The 25,186-nt window shown below is 66.8% G+C and carries 22 protein-coding genes and 4 tRNA genes; 16 read left to right on the top strand and 10 right to left on the bottom strand.

Annotated elements, in window-relative coordinates; translation table 11 throughout:
* The first annotated feature begins 7 nt into the window (after window positions 1–7).
* The 7 genes from WJ12_RS07720 to WJ12_RS07690 all read left to right on the top strand — a co-directional run bounded on the left by WJ12_RS07720 (window position 8) and on the right by WJ12_RS07690 (window position 5,302).
* Window positions 8–84, top strand: a tRNA-Met gene (locus WJ12_RS07720).
* A 186-nt stretch (window positions 85–270) separates the two neighbouring features.
* Complete coding sequence (locus WJ12_RS07715; RefSeq protein ID WP_021161562.1) at window positions 271–816, top strand: NUDIX hydrolase; 546 nt, start codon at window positions 271–273, stop codon at window positions 814–816.
* 11 nt (window positions 817–827) lie between these two features.
* Window positions 828–1,592, top strand: a complete 765-nt coding sequence (gene aat / locus WJ12_RS07710; protein ID WP_034186991.1) for a leucyl/phenylalanyl-tRNA--protein transferase — start codon at window positions 828–830, stop codon at window positions 1,590–1,592.
* A 33-nt stretch (window positions 1,593–1,625) separates the two neighbouring features.
* Window positions 1,626–2,456, top strand: coding sequence for an arginyltransferase (locus WJ12_RS07705; protein WP_034186992.1), 831 nt, complete (start codon window positions 1,626–1,628; stop codon window positions 2,454–2,456).
* 98 nt (window positions 2,457–2,554) lie between these two features.
* A complete protein-coding gene (locus WJ12_RS07700) occupies window positions 2,555–3,592 on the top strand; it encodes a quinone-dependent dihydroorotate dehydrogenase (RefSeq protein WP_059234588.1) in 1,038 nt (345 codons plus the stop codon).
* Window positions 3,593–3,692: 100 nt separating this feature from the next.
* Window positions 3,693–4,487: a cystine ABC transporter substrate-binding protein gene (locus WJ12_RS07695; RefSeq protein ID WP_034186994.1), complete on the top strand. Its 795-nt coding sequence runs from the start codon at window positions 3,693–3,695 to the stop codon at window positions 4,485–4,487.
* A gap of 122 nt (window positions 4,488–4,609) precedes the next feature.
* Complete coding sequence (locus WJ12_RS07690; protein WP_034186995.1) at window positions 4,610–5,302, top strand: amino acid ABC transporter permease; 693 nt, start codon at window positions 4,610–4,612, stop codon at window positions 5,300–5,302.
* 55 nt (window positions 5,303–5,357) lie between these two features.
* On the opposite strand, the gene WJ12_RS07685 is transcribed toward WJ12_RS07690, so the two are convergent.
* From WJ12_RS07685 to rnr, 6 genes are all read right to left on the bottom strand, one after another.
* Window positions 5,358–6,344 carry a Gfo/Idh/MocA family protein gene (locus tag WJ12_RS07685; protein ID WP_059557797.1) on the bottom strand — a complete coding sequence of 329 codons (987 nt, stop codon included), beginning with the start codon at window positions 6,342–6,344 and terminating at the stop codon, window positions 5,358–5,360.
* 101 nt (window positions 6,345–6,445) lie between these two features.
* Complete coding sequence (locus tag WJ12_RS07680) at window positions 6,446–7,162, bottom strand: FadR/GntR family transcriptional regulator (RefSeq protein ID WP_034186997.1); 717 nt, start codon at window positions 7,160–7,162, stop codon at window positions 6,446–6,448.
* A 280-nt stretch (window positions 7,163–7,442) separates the two neighbouring features.
* Window positions 7,443–8,138 carry a ribose-5-phosphate isomerase RpiA gene (gene rpiA / locus WJ12_RS07675; protein WP_059557798.1) on the bottom strand — a complete coding sequence of 232 codons (696 nt, stop codon included), beginning with the start codon at window positions 8,136–8,138 and terminating at the stop codon, window positions 7,443–7,445.
* A 91-nt stretch (window positions 8,139–8,229) separates the two neighbouring features.
* Window positions 8,230–9,102 (bottom strand): N-acetylmuramoyl-L-alanine amidase, encoded by an 873-nt coding sequence (locus WJ12_RS07670; protein ID WP_034186999.1) that lies wholly within the window; start codon window positions 9,100–9,102, stop codon window positions 8,230–8,232.
* 99 nt (window positions 9,103–9,201) lie between these two features.
* Window positions 9,202–9,945 carry a 23S rRNA (guanosine(2251)-2'-O)-methyltransferase RlmB gene (rlmB, locus tag WJ12_RS07665; protein ID WP_059557800.1) on the bottom strand — a complete coding sequence of 248 codons (744 nt, stop codon included), beginning with the start codon at window positions 9,943–9,945 and terminating at the stop codon, window positions 9,202–9,204.
* A gap of 148 nt (window positions 9,946–10,093) precedes the next feature.
* A complete protein-coding gene (gene rnr / locus WJ12_RS07660; RefSeq protein ID WP_034187001.1) occupies window positions 10,094–12,571 on the bottom strand; it encodes a ribonuclease R in 2,478 nt (825 codons plus the stop codon).
* Between the two features lie 268 nt (window positions 12,572–12,839).
* Between rnr and WJ12_RS07655 the strand changes: the two genes are divergently transcribed.
* The 3 genes from WJ12_RS07655 (at window position 12,840) to WJ12_RS07645 (ending at window position 14,453) form a co-directional block, all read left to right on the top strand.
* Window positions 12,840–12,926, top strand: a tRNA-Leu gene (locus tag WJ12_RS07655).
* A 341-nt stretch (window positions 12,927–13,267) separates the two neighbouring features.
* Window positions 13,268–14,257 (top strand): aliphatic sulfonate ABC transporter substrate-binding protein, encoded by a 990-nt coding sequence (locus WJ12_RS07650; RefSeq protein ID WP_069245624.1) that lies wholly within the window; start codon window positions 13,268–13,270, stop codon window positions 14,255–14,257.
* A 109-nt stretch (window positions 14,258–14,366) separates the two neighbouring features.
* Window positions 14,367–14,453, top strand: a tRNA-Leu gene (locus WJ12_RS07645).
* Between the two features lie 317 nt (window positions 14,454–14,770).
* Here WJ12_RS07645 and WJ12_RS07640 read toward each other — a convergent pair.
* The gene (locus WJ12_RS07640; protein ID WP_049033213.1) at window positions 14,771–15,334 is read right to left on the bottom strand and encodes a flavodoxin family protein; all 564 of its coding nucleotides are present in this window, start codon (window positions 15,332–15,334) and stop codon (window positions 14,771–14,773) included.
* Window positions 15,335–15,571: 237 nt separating this feature from the next.
* Here WJ12_RS07640 and WJ12_RS07635 point away from each other — a divergent pair.
* Window positions 15,572–15,658 (top strand) — tRNA-Leu (locus WJ12_RS07635).
* 220 nt (window positions 15,659–15,878) lie between these two features.
* Here the strand turns inward: WJ12_RS07635 and WJ12_RS07630 are convergent.
* Window positions 15,879–16,382, bottom strand: a complete 504-nt coding sequence (locus WJ12_RS07630; RefSeq protein ID WP_059557803.1) for an Ohr family peroxiredoxin — start codon at window positions 16,380–16,382, stop codon at window positions 15,879–15,881.
* Window positions 16,383–16,743: 361 nt separating this feature from the next.
* Here WJ12_RS07630 and WJ12_RS07625 point away from each other — a divergent pair, with 361 nt between their 5' ends.
* The 5 genes from WJ12_RS07625 to WJ12_RS07605 all read left to right on the top strand — a co-directional run bounded on the left by WJ12_RS07625 (window position 16,744) and on the right by WJ12_RS07605 (window position 22,703).
* The gene (locus tag WJ12_RS07625) at window positions 16,744–17,991 is read left to right on the top strand and encodes an ROK family protein (protein ID WP_034190170.1); all 1,248 of its coding nucleotides are present in this window, start codon (window positions 16,744–16,746) and stop codon (window positions 17,989–17,991) included.
* The gene (locus WJ12_RS07620; protein ID WP_034190106.1) at window positions 17,978–19,531 is read left to right on the top strand and encodes a sugar ABC transporter ATP-binding protein; all 1,554 of its coding nucleotides are present in this window, start codon (window positions 17,978–17,980) and stop codon (window positions 19,529–19,531) included. Before WJ12_RS07625 ends, WJ12_RS07620 begins: the two co-directional genes overlap by 14 nt.
* A gap of 40 nt (window positions 19,532–19,571) precedes the next feature.
* A complete protein-coding gene (locus WJ12_RS07615; RefSeq protein ID WP_034190107.1) occupies window positions 19,572–20,609 on the top strand; it encodes an ABC transporter permease subunit in 1,038 nt (345 codons plus the stop codon).
* Between the two features lie 83 nt (window positions 20,610–20,692).
* A complete protein-coding gene (locus tag WJ12_RS07610) occupies window positions 20,693–21,637 on the top strand; it encodes an ABC transporter substrate-binding protein (RefSeq protein WP_059557805.1) in 945 nt (314 codons plus the stop codon).
* Between the two features lie 130 nt (window positions 21,638–21,767).
* Window positions 21,768–22,703: a carbohydrate kinase family protein gene (locus WJ12_RS07605; RefSeq protein ID WP_059557869.1), complete on the top strand. Its 936-nt coding sequence runs from the start codon at window positions 21,768–21,770 to the stop codon at window positions 22,701–22,703.
* A 22-nt stretch (window positions 22,704–22,725) separates the two neighbouring features.
* Here the strand turns inward: WJ12_RS07605 and WJ12_RS07600 are convergent, their stop codons facing one another.
* Complete coding sequence (locus tag WJ12_RS07600; RefSeq protein ID WP_059557807.1) at window positions 22,726–24,456, bottom strand: SulP family inorganic anion transporter; 1,731 nt, start codon at window positions 24,454–24,456, stop codon at window positions 22,726–22,728.
* 24 nt (window positions 24,457–24,480) lie between these two features.
* Window positions 24,481–25,107, bottom strand: coding sequence for a ParB-like protein (locus WJ12_RS07595; RefSeq protein WP_034190110.1), 627 nt, complete (start codon window positions 25,105–25,107; stop codon window positions 24,481–24,483).
* Window positions 25,108–25,186: the final 79 nt, after the last annotated feature.

Raw genomic sequence — 25,186 nt, 5'->3', positions numbered from 1 at the left:
CGACGGACGCGGGGTGGAGCAGTCTGGCAGCTCGTCGGGCTCATAACCCGAAGGTCGTAGGTTCAAATCCTACCCCCGCAACCAACCCGTCCAGCATTCCGCAAAAAGCCCGGCCTCGCGCCGGGCTTTTTGTTTTTCCGCGCCCGGGCACGGCACCCTTTTCGCGCACGCGCACCTCCGCTTCGCGCGACATGCCGCCCGCATGCGCAGGCGTTCTGGAATGGCGTGCCCCGGTGATACACTCGCATCACCTCGTCCCTTCCACTCGACATGAAATTCTGCTCCGTCTGCGGTCACGAAGTCATCGCGCGCATTCCTCCGGGCGACAACCGCGAGCGCTTCGTCTGCGATCACTGCGGCACGATCCACTACCAGAATCCGCGCAACGTCGTCGGCACGGTCCCGGTCTGGGGCGACCAGATCCTGCTGTGTCGCCGCGCGATCGAACCGCGCTACGGATTCTGGACGCTGCCGGCAGGCTTCATGGAAATGGGCGAAACGACGGCCGAAGCCGCCGCGCGCGAAACGCTCGAGGAAGCCGGCGCACGCGTCGAGGTGCAGAACCTGTTCACGCTGCTCAATGTGCCGCACGTGCACCAGGTCCACCTGTTCTACCTCGCGCGGCTCACCGATCCGGGGTTCGAAGCCGGCGAGGAAAGCCTCGAAGTGAAGCTGTTCGACGAAGCCGACATTCCGTGGGACGAGATCGCGTTCCCGACCGTCAGCCAGACCCTGCGTTTCTTCTTCGCCGATCGCGCCGCCGGTGATTACGGCGTGCACACCGGCGACATCTTCCGCTCGCTGCGCAACGGCTGAGCCCGCGCCCCATGGTCCCCTGGCTCGGCCCGGACGATCCGTTTCCGCCCATCGAGCGCGCGCTCGGCCCCGCGACCGGCGCGCCCGGGCTGCTGGCCGCGAGCGCAGACCTGCTGCCGTCGCGCCTCATCGAGGCGTACCTGCGCGGCATTTTCCCGTGGTACTCGGACGGCCAGCCCGTGCTGTGGTGGAGCCCCGATCCGCGCATGATCCTCGTGCCGGCCGAATTCAAGGTGTCGCCGTCGCTGCGCAAGACGCTGAAGCGCGTGCTGCGCGATCCCGAATGGGAAGTGCGGGTCGACCACGACTTTCCGGGCGTGATGCGCGCCTGTGCGCAGGCGCCGCGGCGCGGGCAACGCGGCACGTGGATCACGGCCGAGATCATCGACGCGTATACGTCGCTCTACCGCTCCGGCAACGCGCACAGCATCGAGACGTGGCACGACGGACGCCGCGTCGGCGGCCTGTACGGCGTGTCGTTCGGGCGGATGTTTTTCGGCGAGTCGATGTATGCGGACGTGACCGACGCGTCGAAAATCGCGCTGGCCGCGCTCATCGCGCACCTTCGCGAGCAGGGGCTGGAGATGATAGACTGCCAGCAGAATACGTCGCATCTAGCGTCGCTCGGCGGCCGCGAGATCGCACGCAAGGCGTTTGTCGCTCACGTGCGCAGCGCGGTGGCCGAACCGCCGATTCCGTGGCAGTTCGACAAGCGCGTGCTCGCCGCGCTGACGGGCTCCGCCGAGAAGGCGGCGCCCTCCGGGATCGAGCGCTAGCGCGGCACTCCTTCCCTGCATCGAGAGCTGCCCATGACTCACCCGACTGAGCTGCCGCTTTCACCGCTTTCGGCGCTGCAATTCTATGCAACGGCGCCCTATCCGTGCAGCTATCTGGACGGTCGCATCGCGCGCTCGCAAGTCGCGACGCCGAGCCACCTGATCAATTCCGACATCTACACCGAACTCGTGAAGGCCGGCTTTCGCCGCTCGGGCGTGTTCACGTATCGCCCGTACTGCGACGGCTGCCGCGCATGCGTGCCGGTGCGCGTCCCCGTGGGCGCGTTCGCGCCGTCGCGCACGCAGCGCAGGATGTGGAAGCGCCACCGCGCGCTGATCGCGACGGTTTCGCCGCTGCACTACGACGAAGAGCACTACGCGCTCTACATGCGCTACCAGTCCGCGCGCCACGCGGGCGGCGGCATGGATCGCGACAGCCGCGACCAGTACGAGCAGTTCCTGCTGCAGAGCCGGATCAACTCGCGCCTCGTCGAATTCCGCGACCTCGACGCGCCGGGCGGCGAACCCGGCAAGCTGCGCATGGTCAGCATGATCGACATCCTCGGCGACGGGCTGTCGTCGGTTTACACATTCTTCGAGCCCGACGACCGGCATACGAGCTACGGCACCTACAACATCCTGTGGCAGATCGAGCAGGCGAAGAGCCTCGACCTGCCGTACGTGTACCTCGGCTACTGGATCCGCGAGAGCCCGAAGATGGCGTACAAGGCGAACTTCCACCCGCTCGAGGGGCTGATCGACGGCCGCTGGAAGACGCTCGATCCGGAACGGATCGACCTGCCGCCCGTCGACGCGGCGCTGGCCCGCGCGCCGTTGCCGGGCGGGCATTCCGGCTCGGGTTGACGCACGCGGCGGGGGCTACGAAGCGAAGCACGCCCCTGCCGCGCAACTCCCGGTAAAATAGCGGGTTGTCATTCATTCCGGCTGCCCGCCCCATTCCCGTGTTCAGTTCCCTCTATCCGCTGGCCCGCGCATCCCTGTTCAAAATGGATGCGGAAGATGCTCACCACCTCACGCTGCGCGCGCTCGGCGCGGCCGGCCGCACGGGCCTCGCCTGCGCGCTGTCGGCCCGCGTGCCCGACGCACCGCGCACCGTGATGGGGCTCACGTTCCGCAACCCGGTCGGCCTCGCGGCCGGCCTCGACAAGGACGGCGCGGCCATCGACGGCCTCGCGGCGCTCGGCTTCGGCTTCATCGAGGTCGGCACGGTCACGCCGCGCGCGCAGCCGGGCAACCCGCGCCCACGGATGTTCCGCCTGCCGCAAGCCGAAGCGCTGATCAACCGGATGGGCTTCAACAACCATGGCGTCGACCAGTTCGTGAAGAACGTCCAGGCCGCCCGCTATCGCGGCATTCTCGGCCTGAACATCGGCAAGAACGCCGACACGCCGATCGAGCGCGCCGCCGAGGATTACCTGTACTGCCTCGAGCGCGTATACCCGTTCGCGAGCTACGTGACGATCAACATTTCGTCGCCGAACACGAAGAACCTGCGCCAACTGCAGGGCGCCGGCGAACTCGACGCACTGCTCGCCGCGCTGAAGGACAAGCAGCAGCGCCTCGCCGACCTGCACGGCAAGCTCGTGCCGCTCGCGCTGAAGATCGCCCCCGATCTCGACGACGAACAGGTCAAGGAAATCGGCGACACGCTGCTGCGCCACAAGATCGAAGCGGTCATCGCCACCAACACGACGCTGTCGCGCGCGGCCGTCCAGGGCCTGCCGCATGCGGACGAAGCCGGCGGCCTGTCGGGCCGCCCCGTGTTCGACGCGTCGAACGAAGTGATCCGCAAGCTGCACGCGGAAGTCGGCAACGACGTGCCGATCATCGGCGTCGGCGGCATTTTCTCGGGCGAGGACGCCCGCGCGAAGCTCGCGGCCGGCGCGGCGCTCGTCCAGCTTTACACGGGCTTCATCTATCGCGGCCCGGCGCTCGTGTCGGAATGCGTGAAGGCGATCGCCCGCGAGCGCACCGCGTAATATAGACATAAACAAACTATATTTAATGATCGATAGCGTTTTTGCTATCATCGGCCTCACTATCAGAATCATTGACCCGGACAGGGCAAGGACACACACGATGAAATTTTCGCTGCTGAAGAAGCTGCTGGTTGCCGGCCTGGTCGGCACGTCGTTCGCCGCCGCGACCGCGCACGCGGCCGACCTCCTCGACCAGGTCAAACAGCGCGGCACGCTGCGCGTCGGCCTCGAAGGCACGTTCCCCCCGTTCAACTCGAAGAACCCGCAAGGCGAACTCGTCGGCTTCGACGTCGACATCGCGAAGGCCGTCGCCGCGAAGCTCGGCGTGAAGGCCGAATTCGTGACGACCGAATGGAGCGGCATCATCGCGGGCCTGCAGGCCGGCAAGTTCGACGTGATCGCCAACCAGGTCGGCATCACCGACAAGCGCAAGGAAACGCTCGACTTCTCGCCGGCGTACACGTTCTCGTCCGCGCAGCTGATCCAGCGCAAGGACGACACGCGCGAGTTCAAGTCGCTGGACGACCTGAAGGGCAAGAAGCTCGGCGTCGCGCTCGGCACCAACTACATGGACATGGCGAAGTCGGTGCCCGGCATCGACGTGAAGACGTACCCGGGCGCGCCCGAGTACCTGCGCGACCTCGCCGCCGGCCGCCTCGACGCGGCGCTCAACGACCGCCTGATGCTCGCGTACCTGACGAAGAACGCGCAGCTGCCGCTGCGCCCGGGCGCGAACGTCGGCTCGGCGAACCCGTCGGGCATCCCGTTCAAGAAGGGCAACCCGAAGTTCCAGAAGGCGATCGACGACGCGATGACGCAACTCGAGGCCGACGGCACGTTCACGAAGATCTCGGACAAGTGGTTCGGCATCGACGTGACCAAACCGATCAAGTAAGCACGCCTGCATGTCCCGCCTGACGGCGGGCCGGAAAGGGCGGCATCCGTCACGATGCCGCCCTTTGTTTTATGCGTCCGGTTTATGATTGCGCTTTCGCGCACGCATTCGATTCGTACTCCATGTCGACAACGTCCCTGCTCGTCCAATCGCTGCCGGTGCTCGCCCAGGGCGCCGTCCTGACCGTCAAGTTCGCCGTGCTGTCGATGGTGTTCGGCCTGCTTGGCGCCGTCGTGCTCGCGATGATGGGCATCCGGCAAAGCGAAGCGCTCGACGGCTTCGAACGCGTCTGGGTCAACGCGCTCGCGTGGCTCGCGCGCGGGTATGTGAGCCTGATGCGCGGCACGCCGCTGCTCGTGCAGATCTTCGTCATCTACTACGGGCTGCCGAGCCTCGGCATCTCGCTCGACCCGACGCCGGCCGGCGTCATTGCGCTGTCCGCGAACGTCGCGGCTTACATGTCCGAAAGCATGCGCGGCGCCATCAACGGGATCGCGCGCGGCCAATGGCTCGCCGCGTACAGCCTCGGGCTGTCGTGGGGGCAGACGCTGCGCTACGTGATCGGCCCGCAGGCGCTGCGCATCGCGGTGCCAAGCCTGTCGAACAGCCTGATCAGCCTGATCAAGGACACGTCGCTCGTCTCCGTGATCACCGTGACCGAACTGCTGCGCAGCGCGCAGGAAGTGATCGCGGCGACCTATCAGCCGCTGCCGCTCTACCTCGCCGCCGCGGCCGTGTACTGGATCCTGTGCCAGATCCTCGAATGGGTGCAGCGCTGGTACGAAAAGCGCCTGTCGCTGCCGTCGCGGCACTGAGCGCACGCGCTCCCGCCGGGGTGCGCATGCGCGCCCCGCCCCCTCTCCTTCCCGCCTACTCGCCCGAATAGCGCACGCCGAGCGCGGCGCGCGCCGCATCGGTCATCGCGATCATCCGCCGCGAATGGTCGTGCGTCATGATCGGGCTTTCCGTTTCGCCCGCGCGCAGCAGGTCGCAGAAATGCGCGGTCTCGTAGTTCAACCCGCCGCCCTCGGCCGGCGCGTCGAGTTCGACGGTACGCCCGTCCGCATAGCAAATCGTCGCGCGCGCCGGGTTCCACCACTTCTCGTGAATCGTCACGTGGCCGCCGGCCGCGGCGATCAGCGCGTCGCCGCGCCCCATCACGTCGAGTCCGCAAAAGAGCTGGGCGATCCCGCCGTTCGCATGCACGCTGTTCAGGCTCGCGAACAGGTCGACGCCCGTCGCGCCGACGCGGCCGAGCGTCTGCACGTCGAGCGCCGCCCCGAGCCAGTCGACCGCGAGAAACGCCTCGTAGATCCCGATATCGAGCAGCGCACCGCCCGCGCGATCGAGGCGGTAGACGGAGTGGTCGTCCGGCACCGACGACGATGCGCATCCTGCCCGGACGAGCCGGATCTCGCCGATCGGGTCGTTGCGCAGATGCGCACGCAATTGACGGTACAGCGGAAAGAACGGCGGCTTCATCGCTTCCATGAACAGCCGCCCGGCCTCGCTTGCCGCCTGCAGCACGGTGTCGAGCTGCGCCGCGTTCAGCGTCGCGGGCTTTTCGCACAGCACGGCCTTGCCGGCGGCCAGCGCGGCCAGCGCGTACTGCGCATGACTGTCATGGAGCGTCGCGATGTAGACCGCGTCGATATCGCTCGCGAGGAGCGCGTCGAGGCTCGCGGCAGGCGTACCGCCGCAAGTCCCGCAAAAGGCGGCCGCGGCGTCGGCGCGGCGAGCCCAGGCACCGGCGAGCGTGGCACCCGGCACGTGCGCGAGGCTTTGCGCGAAGCGGCGCGCAATGCTGCCCACGCCGACGATGCCGAAGCGCACCGGGCGATGGTCGTTGTCGTTCATCCTGATCTTCCGTGTCGGTCGTATGACGGTAGCCGGCACGCTGCCGGCCGGCCGTCATGATAAACGGCCCGGCGGCACACGGATGAGCGACACGCGCAACGTCAGGCGCGCACGGGCACGTCGACCGAGAAATCGCGCGAAATTTCGTCGGCGCTGAAATCGATCAGCGCGAGCGACGCCGCCTCGGCCTCGCGCGGGTCGCGCCGCTCGATCGCATCGACGACGCGCGCATGCGCCTTCACCGCGATCTCGTGCGCCCCTTCCTTCTGCACGACGCGCGGGTTCACGAGGCGCACCGCACCGCGCACGATCGCCGCCATCTGCTGGAAGAACTGGTTGCCGCTGGCCTGGACGATCCGCGTATGCAGCAACTCGTCCGCCGTGTCGTAGCCGGAATCCCCCGGCTGCAGCACCTTGAACGCATCGAACGCTTCGCGAATGCCCGCGATGTCGGTCGCCGTCGCACGCACCGCCGCCTGCGCGGTCGCACGTGGCTCGATCAGCATCCGAAACTCGATGACGTCGCGCATGAATTGCGGGTCGGGTTTCGCCCGAAATCGCCAGCTCACGACGTCTTCGTCGATCATGCGCCAGTCGCGCATCGGGCGCACACGCGTGCCGACTTTCGGGCGCACGTCGAGCATGTCGCGCGCAAGCAACATCGACAATGCTTCCCGCATCACCGTACGACTCACATCGAACTCTTTCGACAGCACGTCTTGCGGCGGCAAGATGCCGCCATACTTGTCCTCGACGATACCCGAGACAAGCCCATCCATCACTTTGGCGACCAGTGACCGGTCTTTGCCCTGCTCCATGACACCTCCCCGTGCGTCGATTTGCGAACACCTGCTCCGCAGTTCCGCCGGCCCTGGTTACCACTGTTCTTATGATCTATAAGTTGATGAGTTCGACGATATTCCGCTATCTGGTAAACACCTGACAGGGTTATCCCTCTTTTTTGACGAGGTGATTTATACGGCTAAAAAAAAAGCCCGGGAAGCGCGCTGCGCTTGCCGGGCCCCGATTTCCACAAGATTTAAACCTTCAGTCCATTAATGATCAACAACGCCGTTACGGACTGCTTCTCATTCAGGTTCAGCCAGCCGGATAAACGATCGTTTCAACGCCGTTTTCCGTGCCAAGCAAGCACAGATTCGCGCCGCGCCCGGCGAACAGGCCGACCGTCACGACGCCCGGCCATGCATTCACCCGCGCTTCGAAACCGCGCGGATCGGCGATCTGCAGCCCCTTCACGTCGATGATCTCGTTGCCGTTGTCGGTGATGTACGGTGCGCCGTCCTTCGTCACGCGCAGCACGGGCACGCCGCCGAGCGCGGCGACGCGCCGGCCGATCGCCGTGCGCGCCATCGGCACGACCTCGATCGGGAGCGGGAACGCGCCGAGCACCGGCACGCGCTTGCTGCCGTCCGCGATGCAGACGAACGTGTCGGCCACCGACGCGACGATCTTCTCGCGCGTCAGCGCGCCGCCACCGCCCTTGATCATCGCGCCGCTCGCGTCGATCTCGTCGGCGCCGTCGACGTACACCTGCAGCGAGTCGACCTCGTTCAGGTCGAACACCTTGATGCCGTGCGCTTTCAGGCGCTCGGTCGTCGCGACCGAGCTCGATACGGCACCGCGATAGCGCGACTTGACGACGGCGAGCGCGTCGATGAAGCAGTTGGCGGTCGAGCCGGTGCCGACGCCGATCACGGCGCCTTCCGGCACGTTCTGGATCACGTAGTCGGCGGCGGCCTGGCCGACGAGGCGTTTGAGTTCGTCTTGAGTCATGGCGTGGTAATGCTGCGGGATTGCGAAAAACCGCCAGTTTACCGGAGTCGGGGGACGGCCCGTGTTTTTCGGCGTGCGACGCGCCGCGTGTTCACGGTGCGCCGGACGCGGGTGCGTTATCCGCCGGCTGCGTGCCGGGGAAGTACTTGTCGAGCAACGCCTGTGCGATCGCGTCGGTTTCGGCGTCCGGATTGCCCGCATAGTCGGACGGGCGGAAATGCATCTGGAACGCGGCGAACACGCGCCGCGTGCGCACATCGAGCATTCCGTCGGTCGGCACGTCGTAGCCGTAGCGTGCGAGCTTGAGCTGCAGTTCACGCACGTCGACCGGCGCGCGCGGGTCGCGGCCGCCGAGCCGCGCGGCCACGGTCGCCTCGTCCGGCCACGCGCCGACACCGGCCTGCGCCAGCGCATGCCACGGGAACAGCGGCCCCGGATCGATCTTGCGTTGCGGCGCGATGTCGCTGTGCCCGACCACGCGTGTCGGTGGAATGCCGTAGCGCGCGACGATGTCCTTCGACAGGTCGATCAATGCGACGACCTGCTCGGGGGGATACGGCTGCCAGGTGCGATTCTGCGGATCGAGCGGGCCGCGGTTCACGTTCTCGATGCCGATCGACACCGCGTTCAGCTCGGTCGTGCCTTGCCATTCACTCACGCCCGCGTGCCAGGCGCGCTGCGCTTCCGGCACGAGCTGATAGACGACGGGCATCCCGCGCTCGATGCGCGGCTGCGGCGGGACGACGTAATGCACGCTGACCGAATCGCCCGTCAGCGTGCGCAACGACTTCGCCTCGTCGCTTTCGGTGTAGTGCATCACGAGAAAGCGAACCCGCGAATCGGCGCCGCGCGCATGCAGGCTCGTGTCGGCGTAGTAGGTCCCGCGTTCGACGAGCGACGGCGACGTGCAGGCCGCCAGCAGGCACAGCACGGCGCAGGAGGCGCCAACACGGAGCAGGGTCATCGGTCGCGGGTTCCGGAGAGCCGCGTGCCGCACCCCATCACGGCACGCGTCGTTCGGGTCATTCGAAGCCCCGCGCGGCTCGCGCGGGACGGGCGGGCGTCAGCCCTTCGCGCGCCGCTGGCGCACGGCCTCGTACAGGCACACGCCGCTCGCGACCGACACGTTCAGGCTTTCCACGCTGCCGGCCATCGGGATGCTCATCACTTCGTCGCAGGTGTCGCGCGTAAGCCGGCGCATGCCTTCGCCTTCGGCGCCCATCACGAGCGCGACGGGGCCGTCGAGCTTGGTCTCGTAGAGCGTCGCCGGCGCCTCGTCCGACGTGCCGATGACCCACACGCCGGCTTCCTTCAGCTCGCGCAGCGCGCGGGCGAGGTTCGTCACCGTGATGTACGGCACCGTGTCGGCCGCGCCGCTCGCCACCTTGGCCGCCGTCGCGTTCAGGCCGACTGCGCGGTCGCGCGGGGCGATCACCGCATGCGCGCCGGCCGAATCGGCGACACGCAGGCACGCGCCGAGGTTGTGCGGATCGGTGACGCCGTCGAGCACGAGCAGCAGCGCGGGACCCTGGATGCCGTCGAGCAACTCCGACAGGTTCTGCGCAAGCGGCATGTCCTCGACCCGCGCGACAACGCCCTGGTGGCGCTCGGTGTGCGCGAGGCCCCACAGGCGCGTTTCGTCGGCTGCAATCAATCGCACGCCCGCTTCCTTCGCGGCGTGCAGGAAGTCCTGCATGCGGCGGTCGCGGCGCGTCTGGTCGTACAGCACCTCCGCAACCGTCGATGCATCGTGCCGCAAACGTGCGGTCACCGCATGAAAACCGTAAAGAACCTTCAGACGTGACATGACTGGAACAACCTTCGATCAAACGTGCGGCCGCGCGACACGCGCAGCCGCGATCCATGGAAAAGGAAAGCGCCGCGTTGCCGGCCGATGACCGGTGACGCGGCGTCTCTCGATACTGCGGAGCGTGCGCTTGCGACGCCCCGAACGCTCAATACTTCTTGCGGGCGCGAGTCTTCTTCGCGGTCGGCTTCGCGGGTGCACCGCTCCCGCCACCGCCCTTCTTCTTCGCGGCGGCACGCGCGGCGCGCGCGTCCTTCACCGCGACGCTCGGCGCGCTCGCGGCCTGCTTGCGACGCGGCGCCGACTCTTCCGACGGCGGCAGCGCGCGCACGCGCGGACCGTTGCCGTTGCGATCGGCACCGGCGGCAGCCGGCGCGGGCGACGGACGCGGCGCCTTCACCGGCGTATCGCGCACGAGGCGGAAGTCGATCTTGCGCGCGTCGAGATCGACGCGGCTCACCTGGACGCGCACGCGATCGGACAGGCGATAGCGGATGCCCGTCCGCTCGCCGCGCAGCTCGTTCTTGATCTCGTCGTACTGGAAGTAGTCCGAGCCGAGTTCCGTGACGTGAACGAGCCCTTCGATGAACAGCGTGTCGAGCTGCACGAAGATGCCGAACGACGTGACGCCGTTCACCATCCCGCCGTACTCCTCGCCGAGCTTGTCGCGCATGAAGTAGCACTTGAGCCATGCCTCGACGTCGCGCGACGCTTCGTCCGCACGACGTTCGTTCGCCGAGCAGTGCAGGCCGAGTTCTTCCCAGATCGCCGTGTTCGAGCGCGAGCGGCCGCGCGATTCGTCGTCGGCCTGCTGCATGGCGCGCGCGCGCGGCGACAGCGCGGTGTTCAGCTCGAAGCCGTCCGGCGCCTTCGGCACGTACTTCTTGCCCGACAGGATCGCGTAGATCGCACGGTGCGTGAGCAAGTCCGGATAACGGCGGATCGGGCTCGTGAAGTGCGCGTACGCGTCGTAGGCGAGGCCGAAGTGGCCGATGTTGTCCGGGCTGTAGACGGCCTGTTGCATCGAGCGCAGCAGCATCGGCTGCAGCATCTGCGCATCGGGCCGGTCGCGGATCTGCGCCATCAGCGCCGCGTAGTCGCTCGCATGCGGCTTGTCGCCGCCACCGAGCGACAGGCCCATGCCGCGCAGGAAGGCACGCAGGTTCTCGAGCTTCTCCGGCGTCGGCCCCGCGTGCACGCGGTACAGGCCCGGATGCTTGTTGCGCTTCAGGAAGTCGGCCGCACAGACGTTCGCGGCCAGCATGCATTCCTCGATCAGCTTGTGTGCGTCGTTGCGCTGGCGCGGCACGATCTGCTCGATCTTGCCCTGCGAGTTGCAGACGATGTAGGTCTCGGTTGTGTCGAAGTCGATCGCACCGCGTTTCTGGCGTGCGGCGAACAGCGACTTGTAGACGCCGTACAGATCCTGCAGGTGCGGCAACAGGTCGGCGCGGCGCGCGGCCTCCGGCCCCTTCGTGTTCGACAGCACGGCCGCGACCTCGGTGTACGTGAGGCGTGCAGCCGAATGGATCACGGCCGGATAGAACTGGTAGGCCTTGATCTCGCCGCGCGCGGTGATCACCATGTCGCACGCGAGCACGCAGCGGTCGACGTGCGGATTCAGCGAGCACAGGCCGTTCGACAGCTTCTCCGGCAGCATCGGGATCACGCGGCGCGGGAAATAGACCGAGGTGCTGCGTTCGAGCGCATCGGCGTCGAGGCCCGTGCCCGGCTGGACGTAGTGCGACACGTCGGCGATCGCGACGATCAGCCGGAAGCCGTCGCCACGGCCGACCTTGACCGGCTCGCAGTACACGGCGTCGTCGAAGTCGCGGGCGTCCTCGCCGTCGATCGTCACGAGCGGCACGTCGCGCAGATCGACGCGGAAACGCAGGTCGCCCGGCCGGACCTTGTCCGGCAACGCAGCGGCTTCGTCGAGCGCCGGCTGGCTGAATTCGTGCGGCACGCCGTACTTGCGCACCGCGATTTCGATTTCCATGCCCGGATCGTCGATGTCGCCGAGCACTTCGACGACACGGCCGAGCGGCTGCGAATGACGGCTCGGGAAATCGGTCAGCTCGACGACGACGACCTGCCCGACCTTCGCCTTCTTCACGTTCTGCGTGATCAGGATGTCGTGGCCGATGCGCTTGTCTTCCGGCGCGACGATCAGCGCACCGTTCTCGTTGAGCAGGCGGCCGATCACGCGCTTGTTCGCGCGTTCGGTGACTTCGACGACATGCCCTTCCGGGCGGCCGCGGCGATCGTAGCCGACGATCCGCGCGAGCACGCGGTCGTTGTGCATCACCTTCTGCATTTCGCCGTTCGGCAGGAACAGGTCGTCCTGGCCGTCGTCGCGGATCACGAACCCGTAGCCGTCGCGATGCCCCTGCACGCGCCCGGCGACGAAGTTCGACGGATGGGTCAACTGGTAATGGCCGCGCTTGTCGAGGCGGATCTGGCCGTCGCGCTCCATCGCGGCGACACGCCGGAAGAACCCCTCGCGCTCCTGACGCTTGATCGACAGGGCCTCGGCGATGTCGTTGGCAGCCAGCGGCGCGTCGCTCGTACGCAGCACGCCGAGAATTTCTTCACGGCTCGGAATGGGGTACGGATATTTGCTCAAGGGTTTGTCGATGATTGTTCTCGTTGCGTTGACTGATGGTGCACGGCATCAACATAGAGGTGTCCGTCAGACAGTTCTAGTCCGTCAGACAGTTCTATATTGACGGCGGCGGGTCATTCTATCACCCGCCTGAGTCGCCAAATGACGGGAATGCCGCGAGCGGGCGCGACAGCAGCCGGTTTGCGATGCATCGCAAAAAAGTGTTGACACGAATAATTGGGGCGCTATAATTTTGCTTCTTTGCAGCAAGCAGCTCACTGCAAAACGTGCCCAGGTGGCGGAATTGGTAGACGCACTAGGTTCAGGTCCTAGCGGTGGCAACATCGTGGAGGTTCGAGTCCTCTCCTGGGCACCACTTGATTTATAGAAAAGGTCGGCTTCTAGCCGGCCTTTTTCATTTTCAGCCCAGGAAGCAAAGCGCCTGCGCGCTTTGCGCGAGGACTCGAAGGGCTGCGCTTGCAAGCGCAGCCGGGGTCGCGCCCGTGTGACCGAGTCCTCTCCTGGGCACCACTTGATTTATAAAAAAGGTCGGCTTCTGCCGGCCTTTTTTCATTTCGGCACCCGCATCGCGGCGACTGCCGTCGGCCCTTATGTCGGCCATTCCGATCGATAGCAGAATTTATCGCTTATCAATCGCCCTCCCCGTTGCTACGTTAGCCGCCTTGCTTTCAATGCATCCAACGAGGAGCACGATTCATGACGTCGATGAACCGCCGCGCATTCGCGCGCGCGATGCTGGCCGCCGGCCTCACTGTCGCGGGCGTCAGGGCCCGCGCCGAGAACACGCCCGCGACGCTGCGCATCGGCTACCAGAAATCTTCGACGCTCATCACGTTACTGAAGACACGCGGCACGCTCGAGCAGGCGCTGACACCGCTCGGCCTGCGCGTGTCGCGGCATGAATTCGCGAGCGGATTGCCGCTGACCGAAGCGCTCAACGTCGGCGCCGTCGATTTCAGCGCCGACGTGGCCGACACGGTTCCGGTCTTCGCGCAGGCAGCCCATGCGCGTTTCGTGTACATCGCGCAGGAAGCACCTTCGCCGAAAGCGCAGGCGATCGTCGTGAAGCAGGACAGCGCGCTGCACACGCTCGCCGATCTCAAGGGCAAACGCATCGCGGTCACGAAGGCGGCCGGCAGCCACTACCTGCTGCTCGCGGCGCTCGCACGCGCGAAGCTCGCGCCCGCCGATACAGCGATCCACTACCTGACGCCTGCGGATGGGCGCGCGGCGTTCGAGCGCGGCAGCGTGGATGCATGGATCACGTGGGATCCCTATGTCGCATCGGTCGACCGGAATCCCGACGTGCGGATTCTCGCCGACGGCGAGGGGCTCGCATCGTACCAGCGCTACTACCTTGCCTCGAGCAGTTTCGCGACCGCGCGACCCGACGTCGTCCAGGTCCTGTTCGACCAGCTGTCGCAGGCCGGCACGTGGCTGCGTGACCACCCGCAGGACGCCGCGAACACACTCGCGCCGATCTGGGGGCTCGACGCGGCAACGATCGCGCGCGCAAACGCGCGGCGCAGCTATCTCGTCCGCACCGTGGTCGCGCAAAACTTCAGCGAACAACAGAAGATCGCCGACACCTTCCTCGCGGCGGGACTGCTGCCCGCCCGCGTCGATACGGGACAGGCGCTGCGCTGGAATTTCGCGGCAAAGCGTGCGGAGCCGGTCGGCGCGTGAAGCCCTGCCGCGCAAGCGCAAATATTTTTATCACTTCGGATGAAATTCTGTTGACAGACTCCGGCCACACGCTAGAATAGCGGTCTTCGCACTGCAGCAAGCGAAACGTGCCCAGGTGGCGGAATTGGTAGACGCACTAGGTTCAGGTCCTAGCGGTGGCAACATCGTGGAGGTTCGAGTCCTCTCCTGGGCACCACTTTATTTATAAAAAGGTCGGCTTCTAGCCGGCCTTTTTCATTTTCAGCCCAGGAAGCAAAGCGCCTGCGCGCTTTGCGCGAGGACTCGAAGGGCTGCGCTTGCAAGCGCAGCCGGGGTCGCGCCCGTGTGACCGAGTCCTCTCCTGGGCACCACTTGATTTATAAAAAAGGTCGGCTTCTAGCCGGCCTTTTTCATTTTCAGCCCGGGAAGCAAAGCGCCAGTGCGCTTTGCGCGAGGACTCGAAGGGCTGCGCTTGCAAGCGCAACCGGCGTCACGCACACCGGCCGCGTGGCAATCTCAGGCATTCGACGCAGATCAGGCGCCGCTCCAGCGCTTCGCCGCAATCGCAACGCGCTCGCCCAGCACTTCAGCCGTCTTGCGGTCACTCTCGAGAATCGCGTCGCCGCTCTGGTCCGCATTCGCCTGCGCCATCGCGCCGAGAAACGAACCGAGCCGGTTCAGATCGTTGACGGACCCCGTGCTGCTATTGTTGCCGGGCATCAGGCCGAGGCTGACCCACAGCATCTGATGCTGGGCCGCAAACACGGCGAGCTGCTGCAACGTCGACAGCTTGTCGCCGCTTTGCGAAGCCGACACCGTGAACCCCGCCGCCAGCTTGTCCCGCCACTTTCCCCAATACTTCGACGACGCATCCATGAAGCCCTTGAACTGGGCGGATGCGCTGCCCATGTAAGTTGGCGAACCGAAGATGATCGCGTCGGCATCACGCTCCAGATACGCCCAGTGTTCATCGATCGTATCGACCGGAATCAGCTTGACCGATGCACCGTCGACTTTCTCGACACCGCGCGCGACCGCGTCCGCAATGACGGCCGCGTGGCCATAACCGCTATGAAAAACGACTGCGATTTCAGACATGAAGCACTCCTTGTTGGCAGGGACAAAAAACGTTACCGAGACAGTAACATAAAATGCTGGCTCGGGCCTCTTGGTTCATGTGTATGGTTGCCCCCTCTTCCGTGGACGAAACAACGTGCGAGCCATCGTCACGCGCTGCCGGATCGTGCCAATGAAGATACTTTGCAGGAAACTGTTGACAACGATTCCGGCCACGCTATAATTGCGGTCTTCGCTTCGCAACAAAAAGCGAAACGTGCCCAGGTGGCGGAATTGGTAGACGCACTAGGTTCAGGTCCTAGCGGTGGCAACATCGTGGAGGTTCGAGTCCTCTCCTGGGCACCACTTTATTTATAAAAAGGTCGGCTTCTAGCCGGCCTTTTTCATTTTCAGCCCAGGAAGCAAAGCGCCTGCGCGCTTTGCGCGAGGACTCGAAGGGCTGCGCTTGCAAGCGCAGCCGGGGTCGCGCCCGTGTGACCGAGTCCTCTCCTGGGCACCACTTGATTTATAAAAAAAGGTCGGCTTCTAGCCGACCTTTTTTCATTCCAAGCTCCGGAATCGCGACTTACCTCGCCCCGATCACACGCACCGCGTGCCGGATGCCGCCTCTCGCCATCTTCGCATACGGACATATCGCTTCGGTTTCCGCGACCAGCGCACGCGCGTCATCGGGATCGACGCCCGGCATGCCGACCTCGACATCCAGTTCCAGTTCGAACAAGCCGTCCGACGGATCGCGCTGAAACGTCACGCGGGCCGAGACGGCGAGGTCCGCCGGCAAGCGAACCCTGCGCTTCATCGCGACCAGCGTCAGCGCACCGTGAAAACATGCGGCAAACCCAGCGGCAAACAACTGCTCCGGATTCGTCCCGCCACCCACACCGCCCAACTCCACCGGCAAACGCAACGACAGATCGAGTTCGCCGGTTGCCGCGCGTGCGTGCCCGGAAGATCGGCCGTGCGCCGCCTCGCCGCCGGTCACGACCACCGTCGTCGTGTAAAGCGGCAGCGGCTCGCTGCCGGAATAAGGATCAAGCAGCGACTCCGAAGGCCGCGTCGCAGGTTGCATGGGTTTCTCCCGGAAAAGGCACGGCGCCCTCCCGATCGCGCCGTGCCGGATGTCCAATGAACGATACCGGACCGTGCCAGCAGGCACCGTCGGGCTTCGCCTCGCGCGGATCGCGGCGACCCGCCATCCCGCGAGCAATCGTGACGCGCAGCCGCATCCCGGTCCATCAGACGAATTCCAAATTTCCCGATTTGAGGGCATTCACGATCCATCCCCGATTCCCCGCGCCGACACGAAGCGCTCCCACCCCACCACCCGACCGGGATTTCCCTAGGCTGACATGTCGGCGCGCACGCGGTTAAATAAATCAACGTGATTTATTTAATGCACCGCCACACGGTGCAACATGGAAGGAGACGCCATGAGAAGCCCGCACATCGGCCAGGGAAGCAACTCGGCCAACGTGCGCCGTTACAACGAGCGCCTGCTGCTGAAGACGCTGCGCCGCGTGGGCAGCGCGTCGAAGGCCGACCTCGCCCGTCTCGCGAACATGACGGGCACGGCGGTCGGCAGCATCATCGAATCGCTCGCCGACTCAAAGCTGATCGAATTCGCGGGCCGCACCGAGGGCCAGCGCGGCCAGCCGGCCTCGCTGATCCGTCTCGACCCGCGCGGCGCGTTCGGCATCGGCGTCCACCTGGACCGGATGCGCATCGAGACCGCGCTGGTCAACTTCGCCGGCGACGTGCTCGGCCGCCGCTCGCACGACACGCTGCTGCCGCCCCCCGCCGACGTGCTCGAGATCGTGCGTCGCGACATCGACGCGATGCAGGCCCTGCTCCCCGACCATGAACGCGCGCGCCTGACCGGCGTCGGCGTCGCGCAACCCTACAACCTCGGCGCGTGGATGCGCGAGCTCGGCCTCGCGCCCGACACGTTCCGTGCGTGGGAAGACGTCGATTTCGCGGCCGACCTCGGCCGCATGCTGGCGCTGCCCGTGTTCGGCGAAAACGACGGCAATGCGGCCGCGATCGCCGAGCTGTTCTACGGCTACGGCCGGCAGTGCGACGACTTCGTCTACCTGTTCATCGGGCCGGCGATCGGCGGCGGCATCGCGATCGACGGCGACTGTCTGCGCGGCGTGACCGGCAATGCAGGCGACATCGCCGTGATTCCGGTACTGCCGAGCCGGCTCGCCTCCGCACCGCCGCCGCGCGGCGCGTGGGACATCCTGCTCGCGCGCGCGTCGCTGCACGCGCTCGTGCGTCACCTGCGCCATCACGGCGAGACGGTCGAGAACCGCGCCGATCTCGAAGCGTGCATCGCCCGCGGCCTGCCGGCCGTCGACGAGTGGATCGACGACTGCGTCGACGCGCTCGCACCGGCGTTGCGCGCGGTGCTGTGCGTGGTCGACGCGCCGGTCGTCGTACTCGACGCCGACACCGACGCGGGCCTGCTCGACGCAGTCACGACGCGCCTGCGCTCGGCGCTGGTCGCGACCGCCCCCGAAGCACGCGGCACGCCGACGCTCGTGCGCGGCACGTTCGGCGCGGACGCCGGCGCGATCGGCGCCGCCACGCTGCCGATGTTCTTCAACTTCTCCCCGCGGGCCGGCATCCTCAAGGGCGCCCGCACCGACTCGCAGGAGGTCCACCATGTCGCGTTCTGAGTCGCCCCGTCCGTTGCTCGAGATGCGCGGGATCAGCAAGACGTTCCCGGCCGTACGCGCGCTCGACAAGGTCAGCCTGACCGTCTATCCCGGCGAGATCCACTCGCTGATGGGCGAGAACGGCGCGGGCAAATCGACGCTGATGAAGATCCTGTCCGGCGCATACCGCGCCGACGCCGGCGGCGAAATCCTGATCGACGGCGAACGCATCGAGATCGACGGACCGCTCGCCGCACGCGATGCGGGTGTCGCGGTGATCTACCAGGAGCTGTGCCTGTCACCGAACCTGACCGTCGCGGAAAACATCTACATCGGCCGCGAACTGCGGCGCGGCAACCGGCGCTGGGGCACGATCGACCGCGCGGCGATGGCGCGCGGCTGCCAGGACGTGCTCGCGCGCCTGGGTGCGCCGTTCGGCCCCGACACGCTCGTCGACACGCTGTCGATCGCCGAACAGCAGCTCGTCGAAATCGCGCGTGCGGTGCATACGCGTGCCCGCATCCTCGTGATGGACGAGCCGACGACGCCGCTGTCGTCGCGCGAAACGGAACACCTGTTCAGCCTGATCCGCCAGTTGCGCGAGGAAGGCCTCGCGATCATCTACATCAGCCACCGGATGGCGGAGATCTACGAACTGTCCGATCGCGTGTCGGTGCTGCGCGACGGCGCATACGTCGGCACGCTCGAACGCGCATCGCTGTCGGCCGAGCGGCTCGTCGCGATGATGGTCGGCCGCGACATCTCCGGCTTCTACAAGAAGGAACATGCGCCGTACGACCCCGGCCACCTGCTGCTGTCGGTCCGCGACATCGCCGACGACACGCGCGTGCGCGGCTGCAGCCTCGACCTGCACGCCGGCGAAGTGCTCGGCATCGCGGGCCTCGTCGGCGCGGGCCGCACCGAGCTCGCGCGGCTGATCTTCGGCGCCGAACCACGCGTGCGCGGCGACGTGAAGCTGGGCGAGCGCACGTTCGGCGCGCACTCGCCGCGCGACGCGATCGACGCGGGCCTCGTCTACCTGACCGAGGACCGCAAGCGCCAGGGCCTGTTCCTCGACATGAGCGTGCGCGACAACATCAACATTTCGGTGTGCAACCGCGACGCACGGCTCGGCGCGCTCGACCTCGCACGCGGCGCCGAACGCGCACGCGACGCGATCGCGTCGTTGTCGATCCGTGTCCCGCACGCGAACGTCAACGTTGGCGCGCTGTCGGGCGGCAACCAGCAGAAGGTGCTGCTGTCGCGGCTGCTCGAGACGAAGCCGCGCGTGCTGATCCTCGACGAACCGACACGCGGCGTCGACATCGGCGCGAAATCCGAGATCTACCGGATCATCAACGAACTGGCCCGCGCCGGCGTGGGCGTGATCGTGATCTCGAGCGAGCTGCCGGAAATCATCGGCGTCGCGGACCGCGTGCTCGTGATGCGCGAGGGCGAGATCGCCGGCGAACTCGGCGGCCACACGCATACGCCCATCACGCAGGAAGCGATCATCGCGCTCGCCACCGGCTCGCAGGCCGAACTCGCCGACGCGCACTGAGCCCGCCCTTTCATTTCACTCTTACCTTCAGGTTACCGACATGATCAATCCGACCAAGCAGCGGAACCTCGCTTCCGCGACGGCCCATCCGGTGCCCAACCGTACGCCGCTGCTGCGCGGCGCCGATCAACGCGCCCGCATGCAATCGCTGATCCGCACGGCCGGCATGCTGCCGGTGCTGCTGGTTCTGTGCATCGGCTTCGGCTTCCTGACCGACGGCTTCTTCACGCTGCAGAACCTGTCGATCGTCACGCAGCAGGCGTCGATCAACATCGTGCTCGCGGCCGGCATGACCTTCGTGATCCTGACGGGCGGCATCGACCTGTCGGTCGGCTCGGTGCTCGCCGCCGCGGCCGTCGCCGCGCTGCTCGCGTCGACGATCCCCGGCTGGGGCTGGCTCGGCGTGCCTTTCGCACTCGTCGTCGGCCTCGTGTTCGGCGCGATCAACGGCGGGCTGATCTCGTTCCTGCGCCTGCCGCCGTTCATCGTCACGCTCGGCGCGATGACGGCCGTGCGCGGCGTCGCGCGCCTGATCGGCAACGACACGACCGTCTTCAACCCGCAGCTGCCGTTCGCGTTCATCGGCAACGGCACGATCCTCGGTGTGCCGTGGCTCGTCGTGATCGCGTGCGCGGTGATCGCGATCTCGTGGTTCATCCTGCGCCGCACGGTGCTCGGGATGCGAATCTATTCGGTCGGCGGCAACCCGGAAGCCGCGCGCCTGTCGGGCATCAACGTGCGGGCGATCCAGATGTTCGTGTATGCGGCGTCGGGGCTGCTCGCCGGCCTCGGCGCGGTGATGTCGGCCGCGCGGCTCTATGCGGCCAACGGTCTGCAGCTCGGCCAGTCCTACGAACTCGACGCGATCGCCGCGGTGATCCTCGGCGGCACGAGCTTCGTCGGCGGCGTCGGCTCGATCGTCGGCACGCTGATCGGCGCGCTGATCATCGCCGTCCTGACGAACGGGCTCGTGCTGCTCGGCGTGTCCGACATCTGGCAGTACATCATCAAGGGGCTCGTGATCATCGGCGCCGTCGCGCTCGACCGCTATCGCCAGCGCGACTCGGCGCGCACCTGACAGCATCCCGTCGATTCAACCTCGCGGCGCAGGCCGGTCCGCCTGCGCCCGTTCGCCAACAAACCTCTCGGAGACACCACGACATGTTCAAGCACACCGCCGCCCTGACCGCCGTCGCCTGCGCGCTTGCCTTCGGCGCTTCCGCCGCACACGCGGCCGACAAGCCGCTCAAATCGATCGGCGTCACGGTCGGATCGCTCGGCAACCCGTACTTCGTCACCATCGTCAAGGGCGCCGAAGCGCGCGCGAAGCAGCTCAACCCGAACGCGAAGGTGACGGCCGTGTCGGCCGACTACGACCTGAACAAGCAGTTCACGCAGATCGACAACTTCATCTCCGCGCACGTCGACATGATCCTGCTCAACGCAACCGATCCGAAAGCCATCGAGCCGGCGGTGAAGAAGGCGCAGGCGGCCGGCATCACGGTCGTCGCGGTCGACGTCGCGGCAGCTGGCGCGAACGCGACCGTGCAGACCAACAACGTGAAGGCAGGCGAGCTCGCCTGCGACTACATCGCGAAGAAGCTCAACGGCAAGGGGAACGTGATCATCGAGAACGGCCCGCAGGTGTCGGCCGTGATCGATCGCGTCAACGGCTGCAAGGCCGTGCTCGCGAAAAACGCCGGCATCAAGCTGCTGTCGAGCGACCAGGACGGCAAGGGCTCGCGCGAAGGCGGGATGAACGCGATGCAAGGCTACCTGACGCGCTTTCCGAAGCTCGACGCGGTGTTCACGATCAACGACCCGCAGGCGATCGGCAGCGACCTCGCCGCGAAGCAGCTGAACCGTCCGGGCATCGTGATCACGTCGGTCGACGGCGCACCCGACATCGAGGTCGCGCTCAAGTCCAACACGCTCGTGCAGGCATCGTCGAGCCAGGACCCGTGGGCGATGGCGCAGCAGGCCGTCAACGTCGGCTACGGGATCATGAACGGCCAGAAGCCGGCCAATCCGATGATCCTGATCGAGCCGACGCTCATCACGCGCGACAACGTGAAGACCTACAAGGGCTGGAGCGCGCCGCGCTGAGCGCGCCGCCGTCCGCCCGCGCAACCGGGCAGTGCCGGGCCGGGTCGCCATGCGCGGCGGCCCGCGCTGCCCGCCCTTTCGGATCAACCGCCGTACGGCCGTGCGCGACGCCACGGCACAAGGTTTCGACATGACGACCACGTTCCCCCGCCTGATCGTATTCGGCGAAGCGCTGACCGATTTCATCCGCGACGACGCGCAGCACTGGCACAGCGTTGCCGGCGGCTCATGCTGGAACGTCGCGCGCGTCGGCGCGCGACTCGGCGTGCCGACGGCCTTCGCCGGCACGGTCAGCCGCGACACCTTCGGCGACGAGCTGATGCGCAAGAGCGCCGACGCCGGACTCGACATGCGCTTCATCCGGCAGGTCGACCGCGCACCGCTGCTCGCGATGGTCGTGTCGAAGCAGCCGCCCCACTATTTCTTCATCGGCGAGAACAGCGCCGATCTCGCATTCGATCCGGCGGACCTGCCCGCCGGCGCCTTCGACGCGGCCGAGATCGTGCACGTCGGCTCGCTCGGCGTCGTGCGCGAACCGCTCGCGTCGCGCCTGATCGAGGTCGCACAGGCCGCGCGTGCGGCCGGCAAGCGGATCTCGTTCGACCCGAACTTCCGCGCACCGATGGCCGCGCCGTCGTATCGCGACACGCTGCGCCGGCTGTCCGCGCTCGCGGACTGGATCAAGGTTTCCGACGAGGATCTGCGCGGGCTGTTTCCCGAACTCGACGAAGCCGCCGCGCTCGCGCAACTGCGCGCATGGTCGCCCGACGCGACACTGCTCGTCACGCGCGGAGCATCGGGGATGCAGCTCCTGCATCGCGACACCGTGCTGTTCCAGCCCGCATTCCCGGCCGAAGTCGCCGATACGGTCGGCTGCGGCGATGCGAGCATCGGCGGCTGGCTCGCGAGCCAGCTTGCGCGCCCCGATGCAACGGCCGCCGACCATCTGCGCTACGCGGCCGCATGCGCGGCGGTCGCCTGTGCGCACGCAGGCGCCTATGCGCCGACGGCCGGGGAAGTGGCCGACATGATCGATCGCACGACGGACGTCGCGCTTTCGCGATAGACGGCACCGACACGGCCGGCGGTCATGCGGCAGTCGCGCCGTCGCCGCCGTCCGGCGGCATGCCGACCTGCAACAGCTGCAGGCTTTCGTCGACGCTCAGCTCCGACATCGCGTCGCCGTGAAGCGTATCGTCCGCCGCGCGGCGCAATGCATGCAGCGCATGCACCTTGAGCCGCACGATCGCGAGCCGCAACCCGCGCGCCGCGCATTCGGCCGCAAAGGTGCGCAGCGATTCGATCGTCGTACCGTCGACGTCCGGCGTCTCCTCGAGGCTCAGCATCACGGTATGCGTATCCGGCGTGGCCTTCATCAGCGCACGCACGCGATTGAGCATCCGGTCCGCGTTCGCGAAGAACAGTTGCGCCTCGGGCCGCACGATCAGCACGCCCGGCACCGGTTTCGCATCGGCATGGCTCGCGACATCGACGAAATCATGGCTGTCGCGTAGCCGGCCGAGCACGCTCACGTTCGGCTCGGACAGCTTGCGCAGCGTCAGCAGCAGGCTCACGCCGATGGCCGCGAGCAAGCCGTGCAGCACGCCGAGCACGAGCACCGCGAGCAACGCGGCGATCACGACGAGCCGGTCGCGATGCCACGCCCAATACGGCCGGAAGACGGACGGATGCAGCGAGTGGCTGACCGCGAAGATCACGATCGCCGCGAGCACGGGCTCCGGCGTGCGGGCAAGCTGCGGCAGCAGCAGCCAGACGATCAGCGCGACCACGCCGGCCGCCCACAGGCCGGCAAAGCGCGACTGCGCGCCAGCCGCCTCGTTCGCCGACGTCGCCGAATAACCGGCGCCGACCGGCATGCCGTGCAGCAGGCCCGACACGAGATTCGCGCAGCCGAGCGCGACGAGATCGCGGTTCGGCGACACGGTATCGCCATGCTTGAGCGCGAAATTGCGGATCGATCCGTACGACTCCGCGTACAGGATCAGCATCAGCGCGAACGCGAGTTCGACCGTCTGCATCCACGCGTTGCGGTCGAGACGCGGCAAGCCGAATTCGAGGTGCCGGAAGTCGATCTGGCCGACGATCGCGATGCCGTACCGTTGCCAGTCGATCGCGTAACCTGCCGCGATCGACAGCACGATCACGACGAGCGTCGCGGGCACGCGCGCGCCGCGCCCGAGCACGAACAGCAGCGCCAGCGCGGTCGCGCCGAGCACCATGCTCGCGAGGTTCGCGTGCGGCGCGCCGGCGATCAGGTCGAGCGCGACGTGCGGCGCATCGCTGTGCTGGACGGAGATCGCGAGGATCTTCGGCAACTGCTTGATGACGATCGTCAGCGCGAGGCCGAACGTGAAGCCGCGCAGCACGGGCCGCGCGACGAAATCCGACATGCCGCCGAGCCGCGCGGCGCCCGCGAGGATGAACAGCACGCCCGTCATCGCGACGAGCGCCGCCGCGAGCGCGAGTTGCGCGGCCAGCGCCATGCCCGATTCGGCGAGCACGGTTGCCGCGAGCACCGCGGCCGACGACGACGTCGACGACACGATCGCAAAGCGGCTGCTGCCCGTGAGCGCATAGACGACGAGCCCCGACAACAGCGCGATCAGGCCGGCCTGCGGCGGCAGGTTGGCCAGCCCCGCATACGCGACCGCTTCGGGAATCAGCAGCCCCGCGATCGACAGGCCGGCCAGCGCATCGAGGCCGATGCGCCGCCTGGGCGGCGGCGAAGCCGTATCGAGCGCGGCGAAATGGTCCGCATGCTGCGGGCCGGCATCGGGGCGGATCGGGGTGGTCGTCATGAGGCGGTCGGCGCCGTGCGCCGGTCAGGGTTTGACGGCGATGACGCCCGACCAGCCGGGCAGGTAGCGCGCATCCTGCTCGTGCGCGCGATGCAGCGCGATATCGAGCGCCTTCGAAAAATTCTTGCGGATCTGGTCGAGCGACACGTGCTGGCGCAGGTAATCGGCCCACAGGAATTCGCTGAACGGCGTCGCGTCCTTCGCATAACCGCCCGCCGTGCGCAGTTCGCCCGCGAGGCTGCGGTACGGATCGTCCTCGAGCCCCGTCAACGCCTTCGGCAGATGCGCATAGTCGCGCCGCGATCCGTCCGCGCCGAACGGATGCACCCACTGATTGTGCTCCATCATCCGCCAGAAGATCGTGTCGTCGAGCCACGACAGATCCTTCAGCAGCATCGCGTTCACGCGCGACTCGCCCTCCTCGATCAGCGCGAGGCCGAGATGGTGGTGATCGGTGATGTAGTGCAGCCCGTCCGGGCCGAGGACGGCCGGGAACCAGTGCGATTCGATCGCCGCCTTGCGCGCACGCTTGTCGAGCCCCTTCCAGTGCTTGCGCTTCGCCTTGACCTCGCGATACCCGACCGTCATCTGCGTCGGACGCAGCGCGTCGAGCCGGACGGGAATGAGATGAACGTCGTTGCCGAGTGCCATGGTCGTACCCCATGTTGCGAAATTCCGGCAACGATACTCCGGATCGCATGGGCCGTTAATCCGTCATGACCTCGATACG

Source organism: Burkholderia seminalis, assembly GCF_001718535.1.
GTDB lineage: Bacteria > Pseudomonadota > Gammaproteobacteria > Burkholderiales > Burkholderiaceae > Burkholderia > Burkholderia seminalis.
The sequence above is the reverse complement of the archived record's forward strand: the minus strand, read 5'-3'. Positions and strand labels throughout refer to the sequence as shown.